Origin of the sequence: Pseudomonas violetae, assembly GCF_023072615.1 — a bacterium.
Classification (GTDB): domain Bacteria; phylum Pseudomonadota; class Gammaproteobacteria; order Pseudomonadales; family Pseudomonadaceae; genus Aquipseudomonas; species Aquipseudomonas violetae.
Window position 1 is genome coordinate 15,110 of sequence record NZ_JAKNRW010000048.1, and the last position, 16,019, is coordinate 31,128.

At 60.1% G+C, this 16,019-nt stretch carries 15 protein-coding genes; 5 read left to right on the top strand and 10 right to left on the bottom strand.

Translation table 11 applies throughout. The features are described 5' to 3' along the window. Nucleotides 1-285 precede the first annotated feature (285 nt). The gene (locus L9059_RS28265) at nucleotides 286-1,377 is read left to right on the top strand and encodes a calcium:cation antiporter (RefSeq protein WP_247294258.1); all 1,092 of its coding nucleotides are present in this window, start codon (nucleotides 286-288) and stop codon (nucleotides 1,375-1,377) included. A gap of 16 nt (nucleotides 1,378-1,393) precedes the next feature. Here L9059_RS28265 and L9059_RS28270 read toward each other — a convergent pair whose 3' ends face one another. The 3 genes from L9059_RS28270 to L9059_RS28280 all read right to left on the bottom strand — a co-directional run bounded on the left by L9059_RS28270 (nucleotide 1,394) and on the right by L9059_RS28280 (nucleotide 4,107). Then, the gene (locus L9059_RS28270) at nucleotides 1,394-2,752 is read right to left on the bottom strand and encodes an 8-oxoguanine deaminase (protein WP_247294260.1); all 1,359 of its coding nucleotides are present in this window, start codon (nucleotides 2,750-2,752) and stop codon (nucleotides 1,394-1,396) included. Nucleotides 2,753-3,044: 292 nt separating this feature from the next. Then, entirely contained in the window at nucleotides 3,045-3,731 is a 687-nt protein-coding gene (locus L9059_RS28275) for an SDR family oxidoreductase (RefSeq protein WP_247294262.1), read from the bottom strand. Between the two features lie 25 nt (nucleotides 3,732-3,756). Continuing rightward, nucleotides 3,757-4,107 carry a MerR family transcriptional regulator gene (locus L9059_RS28280; RefSeq protein WP_247294264.1) on the bottom strand — a complete coding sequence of 117 codons (351 nt, stop codon included), beginning with the start codon at nucleotides 4,105-4,107 and terminating at the stop codon, nucleotides 3,757-3,759. Between the two features lie 83 nt (nucleotides 4,108-4,190). Between L9059_RS28280 and L9059_RS28285 the strand changes: the two genes are divergently transcribed. After that, nucleotides 4,191-4,622 carry a hypothetical protein gene (locus L9059_RS28285; protein ID WP_247294266.1) on the top strand — a complete coding sequence of 144 codons (432 nt, stop codon included), beginning with the start codon at nucleotides 4,191-4,193 and terminating at the stop codon, nucleotides 4,620-4,622. A gap of 73 nt (nucleotides 4,623-4,695) precedes the next feature. Here the strand turns inward: L9059_RS28285 and L9059_RS28290 are convergent, their stop codons facing one another. From L9059_RS28290 to L9059_RS28300, 3 genes are read right to left on the bottom strand one after another with little or no spacing between them, the layout of a single operon-like run. Beyond that, entirely contained in the window at nucleotides 4,696-5,622 is a 927-nt protein-coding gene (locus tag L9059_RS28290; protein WP_247294267.1) for an ABC transporter permease, read from the bottom strand. After that, nucleotides 5,622-6,728, bottom strand: a complete 1,107-nt coding sequence (locus L9059_RS28295) for an ABC transporter permease (protein WP_247294268.1) — start codon at nucleotides 6,726-6,728, stop codon at nucleotides 5,622-5,624. Before L9059_RS28295 ends, L9059_RS28290 begins: the two co-directional genes overlap by 1 nt. 12 nt (nucleotides 6,729-6,740) lie before the next feature. Beyond that, entirely contained in the window at nucleotides 6,741-8,306 is a 1,566-nt protein-coding gene (locus L9059_RS28300) for an ABC transporter ATP-binding protein (protein ID WP_247294269.1), read from the bottom strand. A 23-nt stretch (nucleotides 8,307-8,329) separates the two neighbouring features. On the opposite strand from L9059_RS28300, the gene L9059_RS28305 reads away from it, so the two are divergent. Then, entirely contained in the window at nucleotides 8,330-8,611 is a 282-nt protein-coding gene (locus L9059_RS28305) for a hypothetical protein (protein ID WP_247294270.1), read from the top strand. 268 nt (nucleotides 8,612-8,879) lie between these two features. Here L9059_RS28305 and L9059_RS28310 read toward each other — a convergent pair whose 3' ends face one another. The 4 genes from L9059_RS28310 to L9059_RS28325 all read right to left on the bottom strand — a co-directional run bounded on the left by L9059_RS28310 (nucleotide 8,880) and on the right by L9059_RS28325 (nucleotide 12,657). Continuing rightward, a complete protein-coding gene (locus L9059_RS28310; protein ID WP_247294271.1) occupies nucleotides 8,880-9,461 on the bottom strand; it encodes an IMPACT family protein in 582 nt (193 codons plus the stop codon). A gap of 21 nt (nucleotides 9,462-9,482) precedes the next feature. Next, nucleotides 9,483-10,133 carry a TetR/AcrR family transcriptional regulator gene (locus tag L9059_RS28315; RefSeq protein ID WP_247294272.1) on the bottom strand — a complete coding sequence of 217 codons (651 nt, stop codon included), beginning with the start codon at nucleotides 10,131-10,133 and terminating at the stop codon, nucleotides 9,483-9,485. Between the two features lie 87 nt (nucleotides 10,134-10,220). Then, entirely contained in the window at nucleotides 10,221-11,615 is a 1,395-nt protein-coding gene (locus tag L9059_RS28320; RefSeq protein ID WP_247294273.1) for a uracil-xanthine permease family protein, read from the bottom strand. Between the two features lie 121 nt (nucleotides 11,616-11,736). Beyond that, nucleotides 11,737-12,657, bottom strand: coding sequence for a LysR family transcriptional regulator (locus L9059_RS28325; protein ID WP_247294274.1), 921 nt, complete (start codon nucleotides 12,655-12,657; stop codon nucleotides 11,737-11,739). 139 nt (nucleotides 12,658-12,796) lie between these two features. On the opposite strand from L9059_RS28325, the gene aptA reads away from it, so the two are divergent. Both aptA and L9059_RS28335 read left to right on the top strand, forming a co-directional pair. Then, entirely contained in the window at nucleotides 12,797-14,146 is a 1,350-nt protein-coding gene (aptA, locus tag L9059_RS28330; RefSeq protein WP_247294276.1) for an omega-aminotransferase AptA, read from the top strand. A gap of 168 nt (nucleotides 14,147-14,314) precedes the next feature. After that, complete coding sequence (locus tag L9059_RS28335; protein ID WP_122841669.1) at nucleotides 14,315-15,808, top strand: CoA-acylating methylmalonate-semialdehyde dehydrogenase; 1,494 nt, start codon at nucleotides 14,315-14,317, stop codon at nucleotides 15,806-15,808. Nucleotides 15,809-16,019 lie beyond the last annotated feature (211 nt).

Sequence of the window (16,019 nt, forward strand, 5' to 3'; positions counted from 1 at the left end):
CCATGTTGTTGTGAGGTTGGCAGAGGGCAATGCAAATTGCTGACCAACAGGACAACATCTCCAAAACCGATGTGAAGCCTTCGCGAGCAAGCCCGCTCCCACAGGGGGAATGCATTCCAATGTGTGTGCGGGCTTGCTCGCGAAGAGGCCGGCTTGGCCAATAAAAGTGCACTGTCTGGCCGAGCCGCCATCCGCTGGTGCGCTAAGGTGTAACGAAACGTTAGCGCCGCACCGTAGTCAGTAGCTCATCACATCAACTGCGCTTCACTCGGTAGAAGGCCCGCAATGCTCACACTCATCAAGCAAGAAAAGTTTCTGCTGCTGGCTCTGATCGCCGCATTTGTCGCCTATCCGCTGGAGCACTGGCTGCTGCACAGCGGCCAAATGGTGGCGCTGATCGGTGGGCTGGTACTGATCGCCTTCATCGTCGTCGCTTCCATGCGAGTCGCGCATCATGCCGAATTGCTCGCGGAAAAAGTCGGCGACCCCTACGGCACCATGATTCTGACGCTGGCCGCCGTGCTGGTGGAAGTGGTGATCCTGGCGATCATGATGAGTAACGAAGCTTCACCCACCCTGGTGCGCGACACTATCTACTCGGCGGTGATGCTCGATATCAACGGCATCCTCGGCCTGGCTGCGTTAATGGGTGGGATCAAGCACGGCGAGCAGTCCTACAACGACGATTCGGCACGCAGCTACAGCGTGATGATTCTCACCGCCATGGGCGTGTCGATGGTGGTTCCGGAGTTTATTCCCGAGGCCAACTGGAAGATTTATTCGGGCTTCACCATTGGCGCTATGGTGGTGCTGTATGCGTTGTTCTTGCGCATGCAGGTCGGGCCGCACAGTTACTTCTTCAGCTACAGCTACCCGGAAAAGCGTCGTCGCAAGGAACCGGTAAAAATAGAACCGGCACCAGTGAATCTGGCCGTTTCCATTGGCACCCTGGTGTTTGGCGTGGTGGTGATCGGCGCGCTGGCTGAGGTGATGTCCAAGACCGTCAACCTGGGCCTTGAAGGAACGGGAGCACCACCGGTGATCACGGCGATCCTGGTGGCGGCGATTTCTGCGGCGCCGGAGATTCTGACGGCATTGCGCGCGGCACTGGCCAATCGCATGCAGTCGGTGGTCAACATCGCCATGGGCGCTTCGTTGTCGACGGTGATTCTCACTGTGCCGGTGATGGAGGCGATGGCGCTATACACCGGGCAGCCGTTTCAGATGGCGATGACCCCGGTGCAGACGTTAATGATCTTCCTAACCCTGATCGTCAGCGCCATCAACCTCAACGATGGCGAAACCAATGCCATCGAAGGGATGACCCACTTTGTGCTGTTTGCGACCTTTATCATGTTGTCGCTGCTAGGCCTGTAAAAGCATTGCAGGCAAGTCAGGTCCCGGCAATCAACTGCCGGGCCGCCTGGCTGTGATCCGCGATTAAGCCCTTCAGATCCAGTCCCTCCACCTGCCCGTCGATGACCCGCCATTTACCGCCTATCATCACCCGATCCGCGCGATCTGCGCCGCATAACAGCAAGGCTGAAACCGGATCATGGCTGCCGGAGAAGCGCAGTTCATCCAGCTTGAACAGCGCCAGGTCGGCCTGCTTGCCGACCGCCAGTTCGCCAATGTCGGTGCGCCCCAGCAAACTCGCCGAACCCTTCGTCGCCCAGCCCAGCACCAGTTCCGGAGTGATTTTCTCAGCGCCGTAGCGCAGGCGCTGAATGTAAAGGGCCTGGCGGGTTTCCAGCATCATGTTCGAGGCATCATTTGATGCCGAACCGTCCACACCCAGGCCGAGCAAAGCGCCGGCAGCAGTCAGTTCCAGGGTCGGGCATATGCCCGAGGCCAGGCGCATGTTCGAGCTCGGGCAATGACAGATCCCGGTGCCTGCAGCGCCGAGGCGGGTGATTTCATCCGGGTTGAAGTGAATGCCGTGGGCCAGCCAGGTGCGCGGGCCGAGCCAGCCGACGCTGTCGAGGTAATCGACGGTACGCAGGCCGAAACGTTGCAGGCAGAAGTCTTCTTCGTCCAGGGTTTCGGCCAGGTGTGTGTGCAGGCGCACATCGAGTTTGTGGGCCAGTTCGGCGCTGGCGGACATGATTTGCGGCGTCACCGAAAACGGTGAGCAGGGCGCCAGTGCGATCTGGATTTGCGCGCCGTCGCCCCGTTCGTGGTAGGCGGCAATCAACCGCTGGCTGTCATCGAGGATTACTTCGCCTTGTTGGACCGTTTGTTGCGGCGGCAGGCCCCCGTCTTTTTCCCCAAGGCTCATGGAGCCGCGGGTGAGCATTGCCCGCATGCCCAGTTCACGCACGCTCTCGACTTGCACGTCGATCGCGTTTTCCAGACCTTCGGGGAACAGGTAGTGGTGATCGGCCGCCGTGGTGCAACCGGACAGCAGTAACTCGGCGAGGGCGACTTTGGTTGCGAGTGCAAGTTTTTCCGGGGTGAGACGGGCCCATACCGGATACAAGGTTTTCAGCCACGGGAACAACGGTTGGTTGACCACCGGCGCCCAGGCGCGGGTCAGGGTCTGGTAGAAGTGATGGTGGGTGTTGATCAGCCCCGGGAGGATCACATGCTCGCGGGCATCGAATACCTGATCGCAGGGGGTAGCGGGTTGCTGACCAGCGGCGAGCAGTTCGACGATCACGCCGTCTTGCACCACCAGGCCGCCACGGGCGTCGAGGTCATTGGCCGTGAAAATGGCGAGGGGGTTTTTTAACCAGGTACGGGTCGCAGGCATGTTGGCCGGCTCCTCTGAAAGTTGGGTTCAGGTTAGCCAGCTCAGTGATTACCCTGTCTGCTGATCCAGGGTCGCCGCGGGGACGAGGTGCGCAGTTTCAAACAAAACCGCCCGGTGAGCAAGCCCGGCCCGACCGGACGCTGGCGCTCACCCCCCGCGTGGGCCTACGCGTACCCTTTGTAGGAGCCAGCGTGCTGGCGATGCAGGCGCCTCGGTGCTTCAGTAATGCCGAGCAGATGTCGTCGCCGGCAAGCCGGCTCCTGCAGAGCCGGCCGGTGGCCAAAGGAAGTGCTCACCAGGGAATGGTTTCGCCTTTGTAGTTGACGAAATGGTGTCCACCCTTGTCCGCGTACGCATTGACCTGATCCACTAACCCGCGGGTACTGGTCTTCACGTCGATGTCAGCACCTTCACCGCCCATGTCCGTCTTCACCCAGCCGGGGTGCAGTGACAACACTGTGAGCTTTTGCTCCCCCAATTGCGTGACAAAGCTGTTGGTCATGGAGTTGAGCGCGGCTTTACTGGCTTTGTACAAGGCCAACTCGGGTGCGTCCGGCATGGTCACGCTGCCCAGCACCGAGCTCATGAACGCTAGCACGCCGGTGTCTGGCTGGATCTGTCCGACAAATCGTTGGGCCAGATTGATCGGCGCCACGGCGTTGGTGAAGAACAATTGCCCGACTTCGGCCAGCGTTGCGCCACCGGGCGTTTGCACGTCCGGGCCCTTGACCCCGGCGTTGACGAATAACAGGTCGAACAGTTCGCCCTTGAGCTTTTGGCTCAGGGCGATCACGGCTTGCTGATCGTCCATGTCGAGCTTTTCGATGCGCACATTGTCCAGGGCCTGCAAGGCGTCGGCATTCTGAGGGTTGCGCACGGTAGCGGTGACCTGCCAGCCATCGGCCAGCAAGGTTTTCACCAGGCCTAGCCCGAGGCCCCGGGAGGCGCCAATGATGAGTGCGGTTTTTGCCTTGGACATGAGTGGCTTCCTTGATGAATGAGGATCACGGATTTAATGGACAACGCTGCCCGAGTCGTTGCTGCAACTCGTGACGCAATTCGCCGAGTTCGGCCATGCGCGCTTCGATCAGTTTGAGCTTGTGTTGCAGTAATTGAGTGACGGCGCTGTCCGGATTGGGAGACTGCCACAGGGCGGTAACGCTGTCGCCGATCTCGCCGAGGGTGAAGCCCAGTCGCTGGGCCGTTTTGATGTATTGCACCAACTGCACCATTTCTGCCGGATAGTTGCGGTAGCCATTGGCGCTGCGTTGCGCGGTGATCAGTCCGCGCTGTTCGTAAAACCGCAGCGTATCGCGGCTGACCGAGCTGGCCAGGGCTAATTCACCGATGCGCATCCTGGGCTCTCGATAGGGGCTTGACCCTTGAGCATACTCCAGGCTTTAGCCTTGTTGCTCCCTGAATTTATGGAGCAATGACAATGTGGACTTCGACTCAGTATCGGCGTTTGGTGCGCGGTAGCGCCTGGTATGACCTGATCGTGATGGCGGCCTTCGTGACACCCTGGAGTTTCGCCTTGCTGCATGGGCAGATGTCGGCGGTCATGCAGGCGCTGGACCTGCCTGGGGAGCTGCCGGTGTTTGCGCCGATGCACATGTTGATGGCGAATCTGCTGGGGTCGATTGTTTGCGTGTGGTCGGTGCTGCGGATTCGTGATCCGCAGCAGATATATGGCCGGTATGACGCGGTGGGGCGGTTTCTGTTTGCGGCCTGGCAGCTGACTGCCCTGATGCAGGGGGGGAGTTCGCTGCTGGTGGTTTTCCTGGTGTTTGAATTGGCGTGGGGCGTGGCTCAGGTGTTGCCAGTGCTGGCCCCTTCGCGAGCAAGCCCGCTCCCACAATGGCCGAGTTGAACTCGATATTGTCGGTCGGCACACAAACCCTGTGGGAGCGGGCTTGCTCGCGAAGAGGCCCTGACAGACACCCCTAACGCCCAGCCTGCCAAGGCTGTCCCAACGACAGCGGCGCATACAGCCGCGTGCGCACCGCGTCTCGGGATAGCAGCACCAGCACCACGATAGTTGCGATATACGGCAGCATCGCCAGCAGGCTTGACGGAATCGCCAGCCCCAACCCCTGAGCCACCAGGTGCAAAATGCTGGCGAGACCGAACAGATAGGCGCCCAGCAACAGGCGCCACACCCTCCAGCTGGAAAACACCACCAGCGCCAGGGCAATCCAGCCGCGTCCGGCGCTCATGTTTTCGGCCCACATCGGCGTGTAGGCCAGCGACAGATAAGCCCCGGCCAGCCCAGCCATTGCCCCGCCGAACAACACTGCCAGGGTGCGCACGCCCAGTACTGGCAGGCCCATGGCGCTAGCGGCATCGGGGTTTTCGCCGACGGCCTGAATGATCAGCCCGACGCGACTTTTCATAATCACCCACGTCACCAGGCCGAACAGCGCAAACGAGAGGTACACCAGCAGGTCCTGGGCGAACAGCATGCGCCCGATCAGTGGAATCTCACTGAGGTACGGAATCGCCACTGGCTCAAATCCGGCCAGGGGTTTACCCACCCACGCGGCGCCGACAAAGGTCGACAGGCCCACGCCGAATATCGTCAGCGCCAACCCGGTGGCCACCTGGTTGGCATTGAAAACCAGCGCGACCACGGCAAACAGTGACGACAACAACATTCCCGCGAGCATCGCCAGCACCACACCGAGCCAGAGGTTCCCGCTGTTGAGCGCGACGATAAAGCCGATCACCGCGCCAAACAGCATCATCCCTTCCTGGCCCAGGTTGAGTACGCCGCTCTTTTCACAGATCAGTTCACCCAGCGCTACCAGTAGCAACGGCGTGCCGCAGCGGATCATGGCGTAGAAAATATTGCTCAGTAGATCGATGTCCATCACAGGGCTCCAGCGTGTACGGCAGTGGCGGGGGCGCGACGGGCCCAGCGCAGGTTCAGGCGCGGTCGGTAGAGGATCAGCACGTCACTGGCGAGCAGGAAAAACAGCATCATTCCCTGGAACAGCTGGGTGATCGCCTGCGGCAGATTCATGCTCATTTGTGCGCTCTCGCCGCCGATGTACAGCAGGGCCATCAGCAGGCTGGCAAATAGAATGCCCAGAGGATTCAGGCGCCCAAGAAAAGCCACGGTGATCGCCGCGTAGCCGTACCCCGGCGAGACCTGCGGCACCAGTTGGCCGATCGGCCCGGTGACTTCGCAAACGCCAGCCAGCCCGGCCAAGCCGCCGCTGATCAAAAGTGCCAGCCAGATCAGGCGTTTCTCACGGAAGCCGACAAAACCGGCAGCCCGGGTATCCAGCCCGAGGACCTTGATCTGAAAGCCGACGAAGCTCTTCTGCAGCAGCACCCACACCGCCACCAGGGCCAGCAGGGCGAAGTACACGCCGGCGTGAACCCGACCGTCCTCCATCAACAGCGGCAAGCGGCTGGCGTCGCCAAACATCGCCGACTCCGGGAAATTGAAACCTGCCGGGTCCTTGAGCGGCCCGTGTACGCAGAACAGCAACAGGTTCAGGGCGATGTAATTGAGCATGATGCTGGTGAGGATTTCGTTGGCGTTGAAGCGCGTACGCAGCCATGCCGTCAAACCCGCCCATGCGGCGCCGGCCAGCGTGCCGGTCAGCAGTATCAGCACCAGCGCCCAACGACTTTGCATGCCGATGATGTTCACCGCCAGGGCGCTGCCCGCCAACGCGCCGAGGAGCAATTGACCTTCGGCGCCGATGTTCCAGATCCGCGCCTGGTACGCCACGGCCAGGCCCAGGGCACAGAGCAGGATTGGCAGCGCCTTGACCAGTAATTCAGAGACTCCATACAGATCGCTCACAGGCGCAATCAGCAGCGTGTGCAGTGTCAGGAGCGGGTCGTGCCCCAGTGCGATAAACAACAACGAGCCGCAGCCCAGCGTGAGAACTGCCGCCAGTAGCGGCGAGCACCACAGCATCAGGCGTGATTGTCGGCCACGGGGTTCGAGAGAAAGCAGCATGAATAGACTCCGTTAAACCGTCGCCGGTGCGGGTGAACTGGAAGCGTCGAACTGGCCGGCCATCCAGCCGCCGACGTCGATCAGGCGAGTGTCGGCGGTGGGCCTGAGTGGCGACAGGCGACCGCCGCACAGCGCGCCAAGGCGGTCGCTGATCTGGAACAATTCGTCGAGATCTTCGGAGATCACCAGGATCGCCGCGCCGGCATCGCGCAAGTTGATCAGCGCCCGGTGGATGACCGCCGCCGCACCCACGTCGACACCCCAGGTTGGGTGGGCGGCCACCAGCAACTTCGGCCGCTGAAGGATTTCCCGGCCAAGGATAAATTTTTGCAGGTTGCCGCCGGACAGGCTGCGCGCTGGCGTCTGGGTATCAGGTGTTTTTACCCCGAAGCGGCGGATGATCTCTTCAGCCAGGGCTTCGACCTTGCCGCGCTGGATCAGGCCGTTGCTCACCAGTCCCTGCTGGAAGGCGGTAAGCAGGGCATTATCGGCCAGGCTGAGGTCTGGCACCGCGCCATGCCCCAGGCGCTCGGCGGGGACAAAGGCCAGGCCGAGTTTGCGCCGCGCATCGGGGCGTAAATGGGCGACGGGTTGGGCGCTGAAACGGATGATGTCGCGGTCACTGCGCCTTAGGCGTTCCTCACCGCTGAGCAATGCCAGCAATTCATCCTGGCCGTTGCCCGCGACTCCCGCGATACCGACTATTTCGCCGCAGCGTACGGCAAGGTCAAGGTCTTTGAGCGAGCAGCCAAACGGATCAGGGTTGGTCCATGACAGACCGCTCACGTCGAGGAAGACGTCCCCACCTTCCACTTTCGGATAGTCCGTCATCAGCTCGGCCGCTTCCCCGACCATCAGCCGTGCGAGTTGCTGGTCCGAGCATTCGGCCGGAATGCAATGCCCTGCCACTCGACCGCCGCGCAATACCGTGGCGCTGTGGCACAACGCGCGAACCTCGCCCAGCTTGTGGCTGATAAACAGAACGCTGCAACCTTCGGCAGCCAGTCGCCGCAAGGTCACGAACAAATCGTCGGCTTCCTGGGGCGTCAACACTGATGTGGGCTCATCGAGAATCAGCAGTTTGATGTCCTGCATCAGGCAGCGAATGATCTCTACCCGCTGGCGCTCGCCGATCGACAGGCTATGAACCAGGCGTTCCGGTTCCAGTGCCATGCCATAACGCCGTGACACTTCACGAATTTTCGGTTCGAGCTGTTTGGGTGTGCCACTGGCGCCACCCATCGCCAGGGCAATGTTCTGCGCCACGCTCAGGGTTTCGAACAGCGAGAAGTGCTGGAACACCATGCCGATCCCCAGCTCGCGGGCCTGACCCGGGTTGCGCATGACCACCTGCTGACCCTGCCAGATCATTTCCCCGGTATCCGCTTGGGTGACGCCGTAGATGATCTTCATCAGGGTGCTTTTACCAGCACCGTTTTCACCCAGCAGTGCATGGATCTCGCCAGGTGCGATAGTCAGGTCAATAGCATCATTGGCCAGGCAACCGGGGTAGCGCTTGGTGATTCTGCGCAGTTGCAGACGCGGTGTGCGATCAGGGATCGGCGCTTGGATAGGCATGACAGGCTCGGTCGATTGAAGTTATGCCTGTGGATAAAGCAATTTCCTGGCCATTGAGTCAGGAAAATTCAAAACGTCCTGAAACAAAGGCCCTTGATTCAATGCCTGATCGGCAGCGCCTGCCCATCCTGGCACCACTTAGGGGCAAAGCCATTGATCACGCTGTGATTTCGCGCATCGGCATCTGGTTAAAAATCGATCAGTCGACCGCAACCCATACAGGATATGGGGTCGCGGCAGGAATGAACGGGTTATCCACAGCTTGCTCCACAGTATTTGTGCGCAAGCCCGAACACCGGGCATAAGCACTGAGTTGCTTTCTTCCAAAGGACATAAACGGGGCTAACTGTTTGTTTTTATGAATATTTGAAGTTGTTGTCCGGGGTGTTGGACGAAAAATGAACAAAGCGCGCAAAGCCGCATGACAGAAGGGTTACAGCCGTATGTGCTCAGGTTATCCACAGGCGGGTGCACAGTAGATGTGGGCAATTGTTGGTTGTTCGGGAATTTGGTGACGCCCTAAAAGATCGCAGCCGGTATAGGCGCTGCCGAAGGCTGCGATCTTTTGGTTTTCTATCGGTGCAACAAAATGCGCCCACGGCTCAGATCCGCCAACAATGTCTGCAGGGCATCAATCTGACTCTCACCCACAGCCAACTGCAAATCCACCCCGTTCCCCGTAAACGTCTCCTGCACCACCAGCCCACCCAGTTCCGCCACCCGAATCTTCACCAGCGCCAGCTCGGCAAAGCCGCACGCACAACTCACCGGCACCCGGCTGATCAGTTCGATTTTCGGTGCCGCCTGCAGGCACTTGTTGGCACCACCGCCGTAAGCCCGGGCAAGGCCGCCAGTGCCGAGTTGAATGCCGCCGTACCAGCGAATCACTAAAACTACGACCTGATCGCAATCTTGGGCATCGATTGCCGCCAGGATCGGTCGGCCGGCCGTGCCGCCGGGTTCGCCGTCGTCGGTGCTGCGGTATTGATCGCCGAGTTTCCATGCCCAGCAGTTGTGCGTGGCATTCAGGTCGCTGTGCTGCTCGATGAACGCCTGGGCGTCCGCAGGGCTGCTGATGGAGGCGGCCAGGGTGATGAAGCGGCTTTTGCGAATCTCTTCGCGGTATTCGCAAAGGTCGCTGAGGGTATAAGGCATAGTTATCTTAAGTAGGGTGTCTTAAATAGCAGGCGTCACGCCGCAGCCCTTGAGGATGATGCGGATCAGGTTGTTGCCGGCGTCTTCCATGTCCTGTTTGGTCAACTTGCTGCGGCCGGTCACACGGCAGATTTGGGTGGCGAAGTCAGCGTAGTGCTGGGTGCTGCCCCACAGCAGGAAGATCAAGTTGACCGGATCGACCGGGTCCATCTTGCCTGCGTCGATCCACGCCTGAAACACCGCCGCCCGCCCCTGGAACCAGGCGCGATAATCCTGATTGAAATACTCGGTCAGGCACTCCCCGCCGCTGATCACTTCCATCGCGAAGACCCGAGAGGCTTGGGGTTGGCGGCGGGAGAACTCCATCTTGGCGCGGATGTACCGCGTCAGCGCTTCGGCGGGATCGTCTTCGGCCGTCAGGGTGTTGAAGGTGCTGTCCCACAATTCGATGATGTTGCTCAGCACCGCCACGTACAAACCCAGTTTGTTAGTGAAGTAATAATGCAGATTCGCTTTGGGCAAGCCGGCATTCAGGGCGATGGTGTTCATGCTCGTGCCTTTGAACCCGTGACGGGCGAACTCATCTTCGGCGGCTTTGATGATGGTCTCTTCGTTCTTCTGACGAATACGGCTGGCGGGTTTGCCGCCGTGAGCAGGGACTTCAAAGGTCATAGGCACTTCCGAACAGGTAGGTGGGTGCAACCAGAGCGTTGATAGCGCACCCACGGGTATCCGACAAGTCCTGTCTTGATAAAAGCGTTACACCTGCTCGATCGGCTCACTTTTTGGCAGATGAACATCAGGCTGCGCGACGGTTTTTGATTCCGGCAGCAACAGGCACATCAGGATGGCCGTCAGCCCCCCGCTGGTGATGGCCGAGTCGAACAGGTTTTGTACTAATTTCGGCAGCAGGTGTAACAGGTTGGGCTGCGCGGCAATGCCCAGGCCGACGCCGAAAGAGGTAGCAATGATCAACATGCTGCGCCGGTCCAGCGGAGCCTGGGCAAGAATGCGCACGCCGGCGGCCGCGACGCTGCCGAACATTACCAGGGTCGCGCCACCGAGCACCGGTTTGGGGATTTGCTGCAGTATTGCTCCAATCAATGGAAACAGACCGAGACAAAACAGCACGGCACCGATGTACAACCCGACGTAGCGGCTGGCGACGCCGGTCAACTGGATCACGCCATTGTTTTGCGCGAACGTGGTGTTGGGAAACGCGCTGAACGTAGCGGCGATCAGGCAACTGATGCCATCACCCAGCACCCCACCCTTGAGCCGGTTGATGTAGGAAGGCCCGCTGATAGGTTGGCGCGCGAGCATGCAGTTGGCCGTCAGGTCGCCGACGGTTTCGATGGTGCTGATCAGATAGATCAGCGCGACGGGCAGGAAGGCGCTCCAATCGAAATTGAAGCCGAACTTGAAAGGAATGGGCAGGCTGACCAGAGGCAGGTCGGGCAAGGGTTGTGGCACGAGTTTGCCACTGAACCATGCCGCGACACTGCCCAGCACCAGGCCAATGATGATTGCCGACAGTCGGACCCAGGGCGTGTTCGAACGGTTGAGCAGGATGATCGTCAACAATACGAATGCCCCCAGGGCCAGATTGCCCGGTGCACCAAAGTCTGCCGAGTTGAAACCGCCGCCCAGGTCGGTGATGCCAACCTTGATCAGGCTGATGCCGATCAGCGTGATCACGATGCCTGTCACCAGCGGCGTGATCACCCGGCGCAACTGGCCGATGAAGCGGCTTAGGACGATCTGTACCAGTGCGCCGAAAAAGCACACGCCGAAGATCATCGCGAGGATGTCCTCAGGGCTGCCGCCCCGTTGCTTGACCAGAAACCCGGCGGACAACACCGCGCCCAGGAAGGCAAAACTGGTGCCCTGCAGGCAGATCATCCCGGCACCGATGCCGAACGGCCGGCGTGCCTGGATAAAGGTGCCGACGCCAGACACCATCAGCGCCATGCTGATCAGGTACGGCAGATGGGCGGTCAAGCCCAGGGCGGAGCCGATCACCAGCGGCGGGGTGATGATGCCGACGAAACTGGCGAGCACGTGTTGCAAGGCGGCGAGGATCGCGGCGAGGGGTTGCGGTCGGTCGTTGAGGCCGTAGATCAGGTCGCTGGAGTTTGAAGATTCTGGCTGCATGGACGATGTTCTTCTTGAGCAGGGTGACGGTGGTGTCGTCCTGCAAAAAACTGTCCAAGTGCTCAGGTTATATTCGTGTAATGCCTCTGCAGGCCTTTAACGACGAGGCCTGATGGTTGTTTTAACGGGTCGCGGCCAGGCTCTCGAGAAAGCTCTCCAGCACCAAATGGGGGCGACGGCCCTTGCGCGTGACCGATGCGAGGCTCAGGTCATAGAAGCGCGCCTTGGGTTTCAGCGCGCGCAGGCGGCCTTGCTGTACCCAGAGACTGGCGTAATGGTCCGGAAGATAACCAATGTAGCGACCAGTCAGGATCAGGAATGCCATGCCTTCACGGTCCGACGCACTGGCGGTGCATTTGAGTGCCTGGTAATGGGCCTGGATATCTGCGGGCAGGCGGAAGGTCGGGGCGATGGCGTCCTGGCTGTTGAGGCGTTCGTCATCGAGCTGCTTGTCGTCGACATAAAACAACGGATGACCGACCGCGCAATAGAGCAGCGAGCGTTCGTCGTAGAGCGGCTGATATTCCAGCCCCGACAAGGCGCTGGCCTGGGGCACGACGCCGACATGCAGGCGACCGTCGAGCACGCCTTGTTCCACTTCGTTGGGGGCGATCATGCGGATCTGGATCTGCACGTCGGGCCCACGCTCCTTCAATTGGGCGAGGGCGTGGGTGATACGCATGTGGGGCAGGGTGACCAGGTTATCAGTCAGGCCAATGGTCAATTCGCCGCGCAGGTGCAGGTGCAGGCCATTGACCTCGGTGCGGAAACTTTCCAGTGCACTCAACAGCTGCAAAGCCGACTGGTACACCTCGCGACCTTCCTCTGTCAGGGAAAAGCCGGCGCGACCGCGTTGACAGAGGCGCAAGCCGAGGCGCTGTTCCAGATCGCTCATCTGCTGGCTGATCGCCGAGCGACCGATGCCCAGCACCGATTCGGCAGCGGAAAACCCGCCGCACTCGACCACGCTGCGAAAGATCCGCAGCAGGCGGATATCAAAGTCGCTGACTTGCGCCAGCGGATCGGGGCGGCGGGTGCTCATGCGTAAATGACTCAAAGTTTAGTGAAGGGCTTACTGAACATTAGAAAAGTTGAATTTCACCAACTTTATCTCCGTGGCAATTTAGCTGCAAGAAAGCTTTTGATCTCTATGCCGCTTATTGCCTTGCGAGGTTTTGCACATGAACATGCCCGAAAACACCCGGTCGCCCCTGGCCAGCCAGCTCAAGCTCGATGCGCACTGGATGCCATACACCGCCAACCGCAACTTCCAGCGTGATCCGCGCCTGATCGTTGCCGCCGAAGGCAGCTGGTTGACCGATGACAAGGGCCGCAAGGTGTATGACTCGCTGTCGGGTCTTTGGACCTGCGGCGCCGGGCACACTCGCAAGGAAATCCAGGAAGCGGTCGCCAAGCAGTTGGGCACCCTCGACTACTCGCCAGGCTTTCAGTACGGCCACCCGCTGTCGTTCCAGTTAGCTGAGAAAATCACCGACCTGACGCCGGGCAATCTGAACCATGTGTTCTTCACCGACTCGGGTTCGGAGTGCGCGGACACTGCAGTGAAGATGGTCCGTGCCTACTGGCGCCTGAAAGGCCAGGCGACCAAGACCAAGATGATTGGCCGCGCTCGCGGCTATCACGGGGTGAACATTGCCGGCACCAGCCTCGGCGGAGTGAATGGCAACCGCAAGATGTTCGGTCAGGCGATGATGGACGTCGATCACCTGCCACACACGCTGCTGGCCAGCAATGCCTACTCCCGTGGCATGCCGAAGGAGGGTGGTATCGCTCTGGCGGATGAACTGCTCAAGCTGATCGAACTGCATGACGCTTCGAACATTGCCGCCGTATTTGTCGAGCCGATGGCCGGTTCCGCTGGCGTGCTGGTACCGCCTGAGGGTTACCTGAAGCGCTTGCGCGAGATCTGCGACCAGCACAACATCCTGCTGGTGTTCGACGAAGTGATCACCGGTTTCGGCCGTACCGGTTCGATGTTCGGTGCCGAAAGCTTTGGCGTGACCCCGGACCTGATGTGTATCGCCAAGCAAGTCACCAATGGTGCGATCCCGATGGGTGCGGTCATTGCCAGCTCTGAGATCTACCAGACCTTCATGAACCAGGCGACGCCTGAGTACGCAGTGGAATTCCCCCACGGCTACACCTATTCCGCGCACCCGGTCGCTTGCGCCGCGGGCCTGGCTGCGCTCGACCTACTGCAAAAGGAAAACCTGGTGCAGAGCGTGGCGGAGGTCGCGCCGCATTTCGAAAATGCGCTGCACGGCCTGAAGGGCTCGAAGAACATCATCGACATTCGCAACTACGGCCTGGCCGGTGCGATCCAGATTGCTCCGCGTGATGGCGATGCCATCGTGCGTCCTTTCGAAGCGGGCATGGCGTTGTGGAAAGCCGGGTTCTACGTGCGCTTCGGCGGCGACACCCTGCAGTTCGGCCCGACTTTCAACAGCAAGCCGCAGGATCTCGATCGACTGTTCGACGCGGTCGGCGAAGTGCTGAACAAGATCGACTGATTGCCCCAGCACCTGGATGGATTGTCCCAACACGTTTAGGCGCGAGCTTGCTCGCGAAAAACCTGAGGGCGCAGCGACAATTCAGGCACTCAACGTCATCGTCCATATATAGCTATATAAAAGGCGCCCTTCAAAGGGCGCCAGTGAACAATTTTCCTGGAGCCCCGCATGAGCCTTATCCCGCATTTGATCAATGGCGAACTGGTGACCGATAACGGTCGCACTGCCGACGTGTTCAACCCGTCTACCGGTCAGCCGATCCACAAGGTGCCATTGGCCAGCCGCGAAACCATTCAACAGGCCATCGACGCTGCCAAGGCTGCATTTCCGGCCTGGCGCAATACGCCTCCTGCCAAACGCGCCCAGGTGATGTTCCGCTTCAAGCAGTTGCTGGAGCAAAACGAAGCGCGCATCTCCCAACTGATCAGCGAAGAGCACGGCAAGACCCTGGAAGACGCAGCGGGCGAGCTCAAGCGTGGCATCGAGAACGTGGAGTTCGCCTGTGCCGCTCCGGAAATCCTCAAGGGCGAGTACAGCCGTAACGTCGGCCCGAACATCGATGCCTGGTCTGACTTCCAGCCGCTGGGTGTAGTGGCGGGTATCACTCCGTTCAACTTCCCGGCGATGGTGCCGTTGTGGATGTACCCGTTGGCGATCGTCTGCGGTAACTGCTTCATCCTCAAACCGTCCGAGCGCGATCCGAGCTCCACTCTGCTGATCGCGCAGCTGTTGCTCGAAGCCGGCCTGCCTAAAGGCGTGATGAGTGTGGTGCATGGCGACAAGTCCGCAGTGGACGCGCTGATCGAGGCGCCGGAGGTCAAGGCCCTGAGTTTTGTCGGCTCGACGCCGATTGCCGAGTACATCTATGCCGAAGGCACCAAGCGCGGCAAACGAGTACAGGCGCTGGGCGGCGCGAAAAACCACGCGGTATTGATGCCTGATGCCGATCTGGACAATGCGGTGAGTGCACTGATGGGCGCGGCCTATGGCTCCTGTGGCGAGCGTTGCATGGCTATCTCGGTGGCCGTGTGCGTGGGCGACCAGGTAGCCGATGCGCTGGTGGACAAGTTAGTGCCGCAGATCAAGGCACTGAAGATTGGCGCGGGGACTTCCTGTGGTCTGGATATGGGACCGCTGGTGACGGGGCAGGCGCGCGATAAGGTCAGCGGTTACGTCGATGACGGCGTTGCCGCGGGTGCGAAGCTGGTGGTGGATGGCCGTGGCCTAAGCGTATCCGGTCATGAAGAAGGCTTCTTCCTGGGCGGTTGCCTGTTCGACCACGTCACGCCAGAGATGCGCATCTATAAAGAAGAGATCTTCGGGCCGGTGTTGTGCGTAGTCCGGGTCAACAGCCTGGAAGAGGCGATGCAGCTGATCAACGATCACGAGTATGGCAACGGTACCTGCATCTTCACCCGTGATGGCGAAGCGGCGCGGTTGTTCTGCGACGAGATCGAGGTCGGCATGGTTGGCGTCAACGTGCCGTTGCCAGTACCGGTGGCGTATCACAGCTTTGGTGGCTGGAAGCGTTCGCTGTTCGGCGACCTGCACGCGTACGGTCCGGATGGTGTGCGCTTCTATACCCGCCGCAAGGCGATTACCCAGCGCTGGCCACAACGGGCGAGCCATGAGGCATCGCAGTTCGCATTCCCTAGCTTGTAAGGCGGGGAGAAAGGCCGGTCCTTTGGGCCGGCCTTTATGTTTTTGGGGCTTTTTTGACTTATATGACATATTTGTGAAAACAGCGCTTGACGGCAGATTTCAGATGTCTATAATTCGCCCCACTTCCGGCGCAGTCGAAACGGAAAACTCCTTGGTAAACAATGAGTTATGAAGTTTTCGACAGCGAGTTGCTTCAGGTCATCGAAGCGCA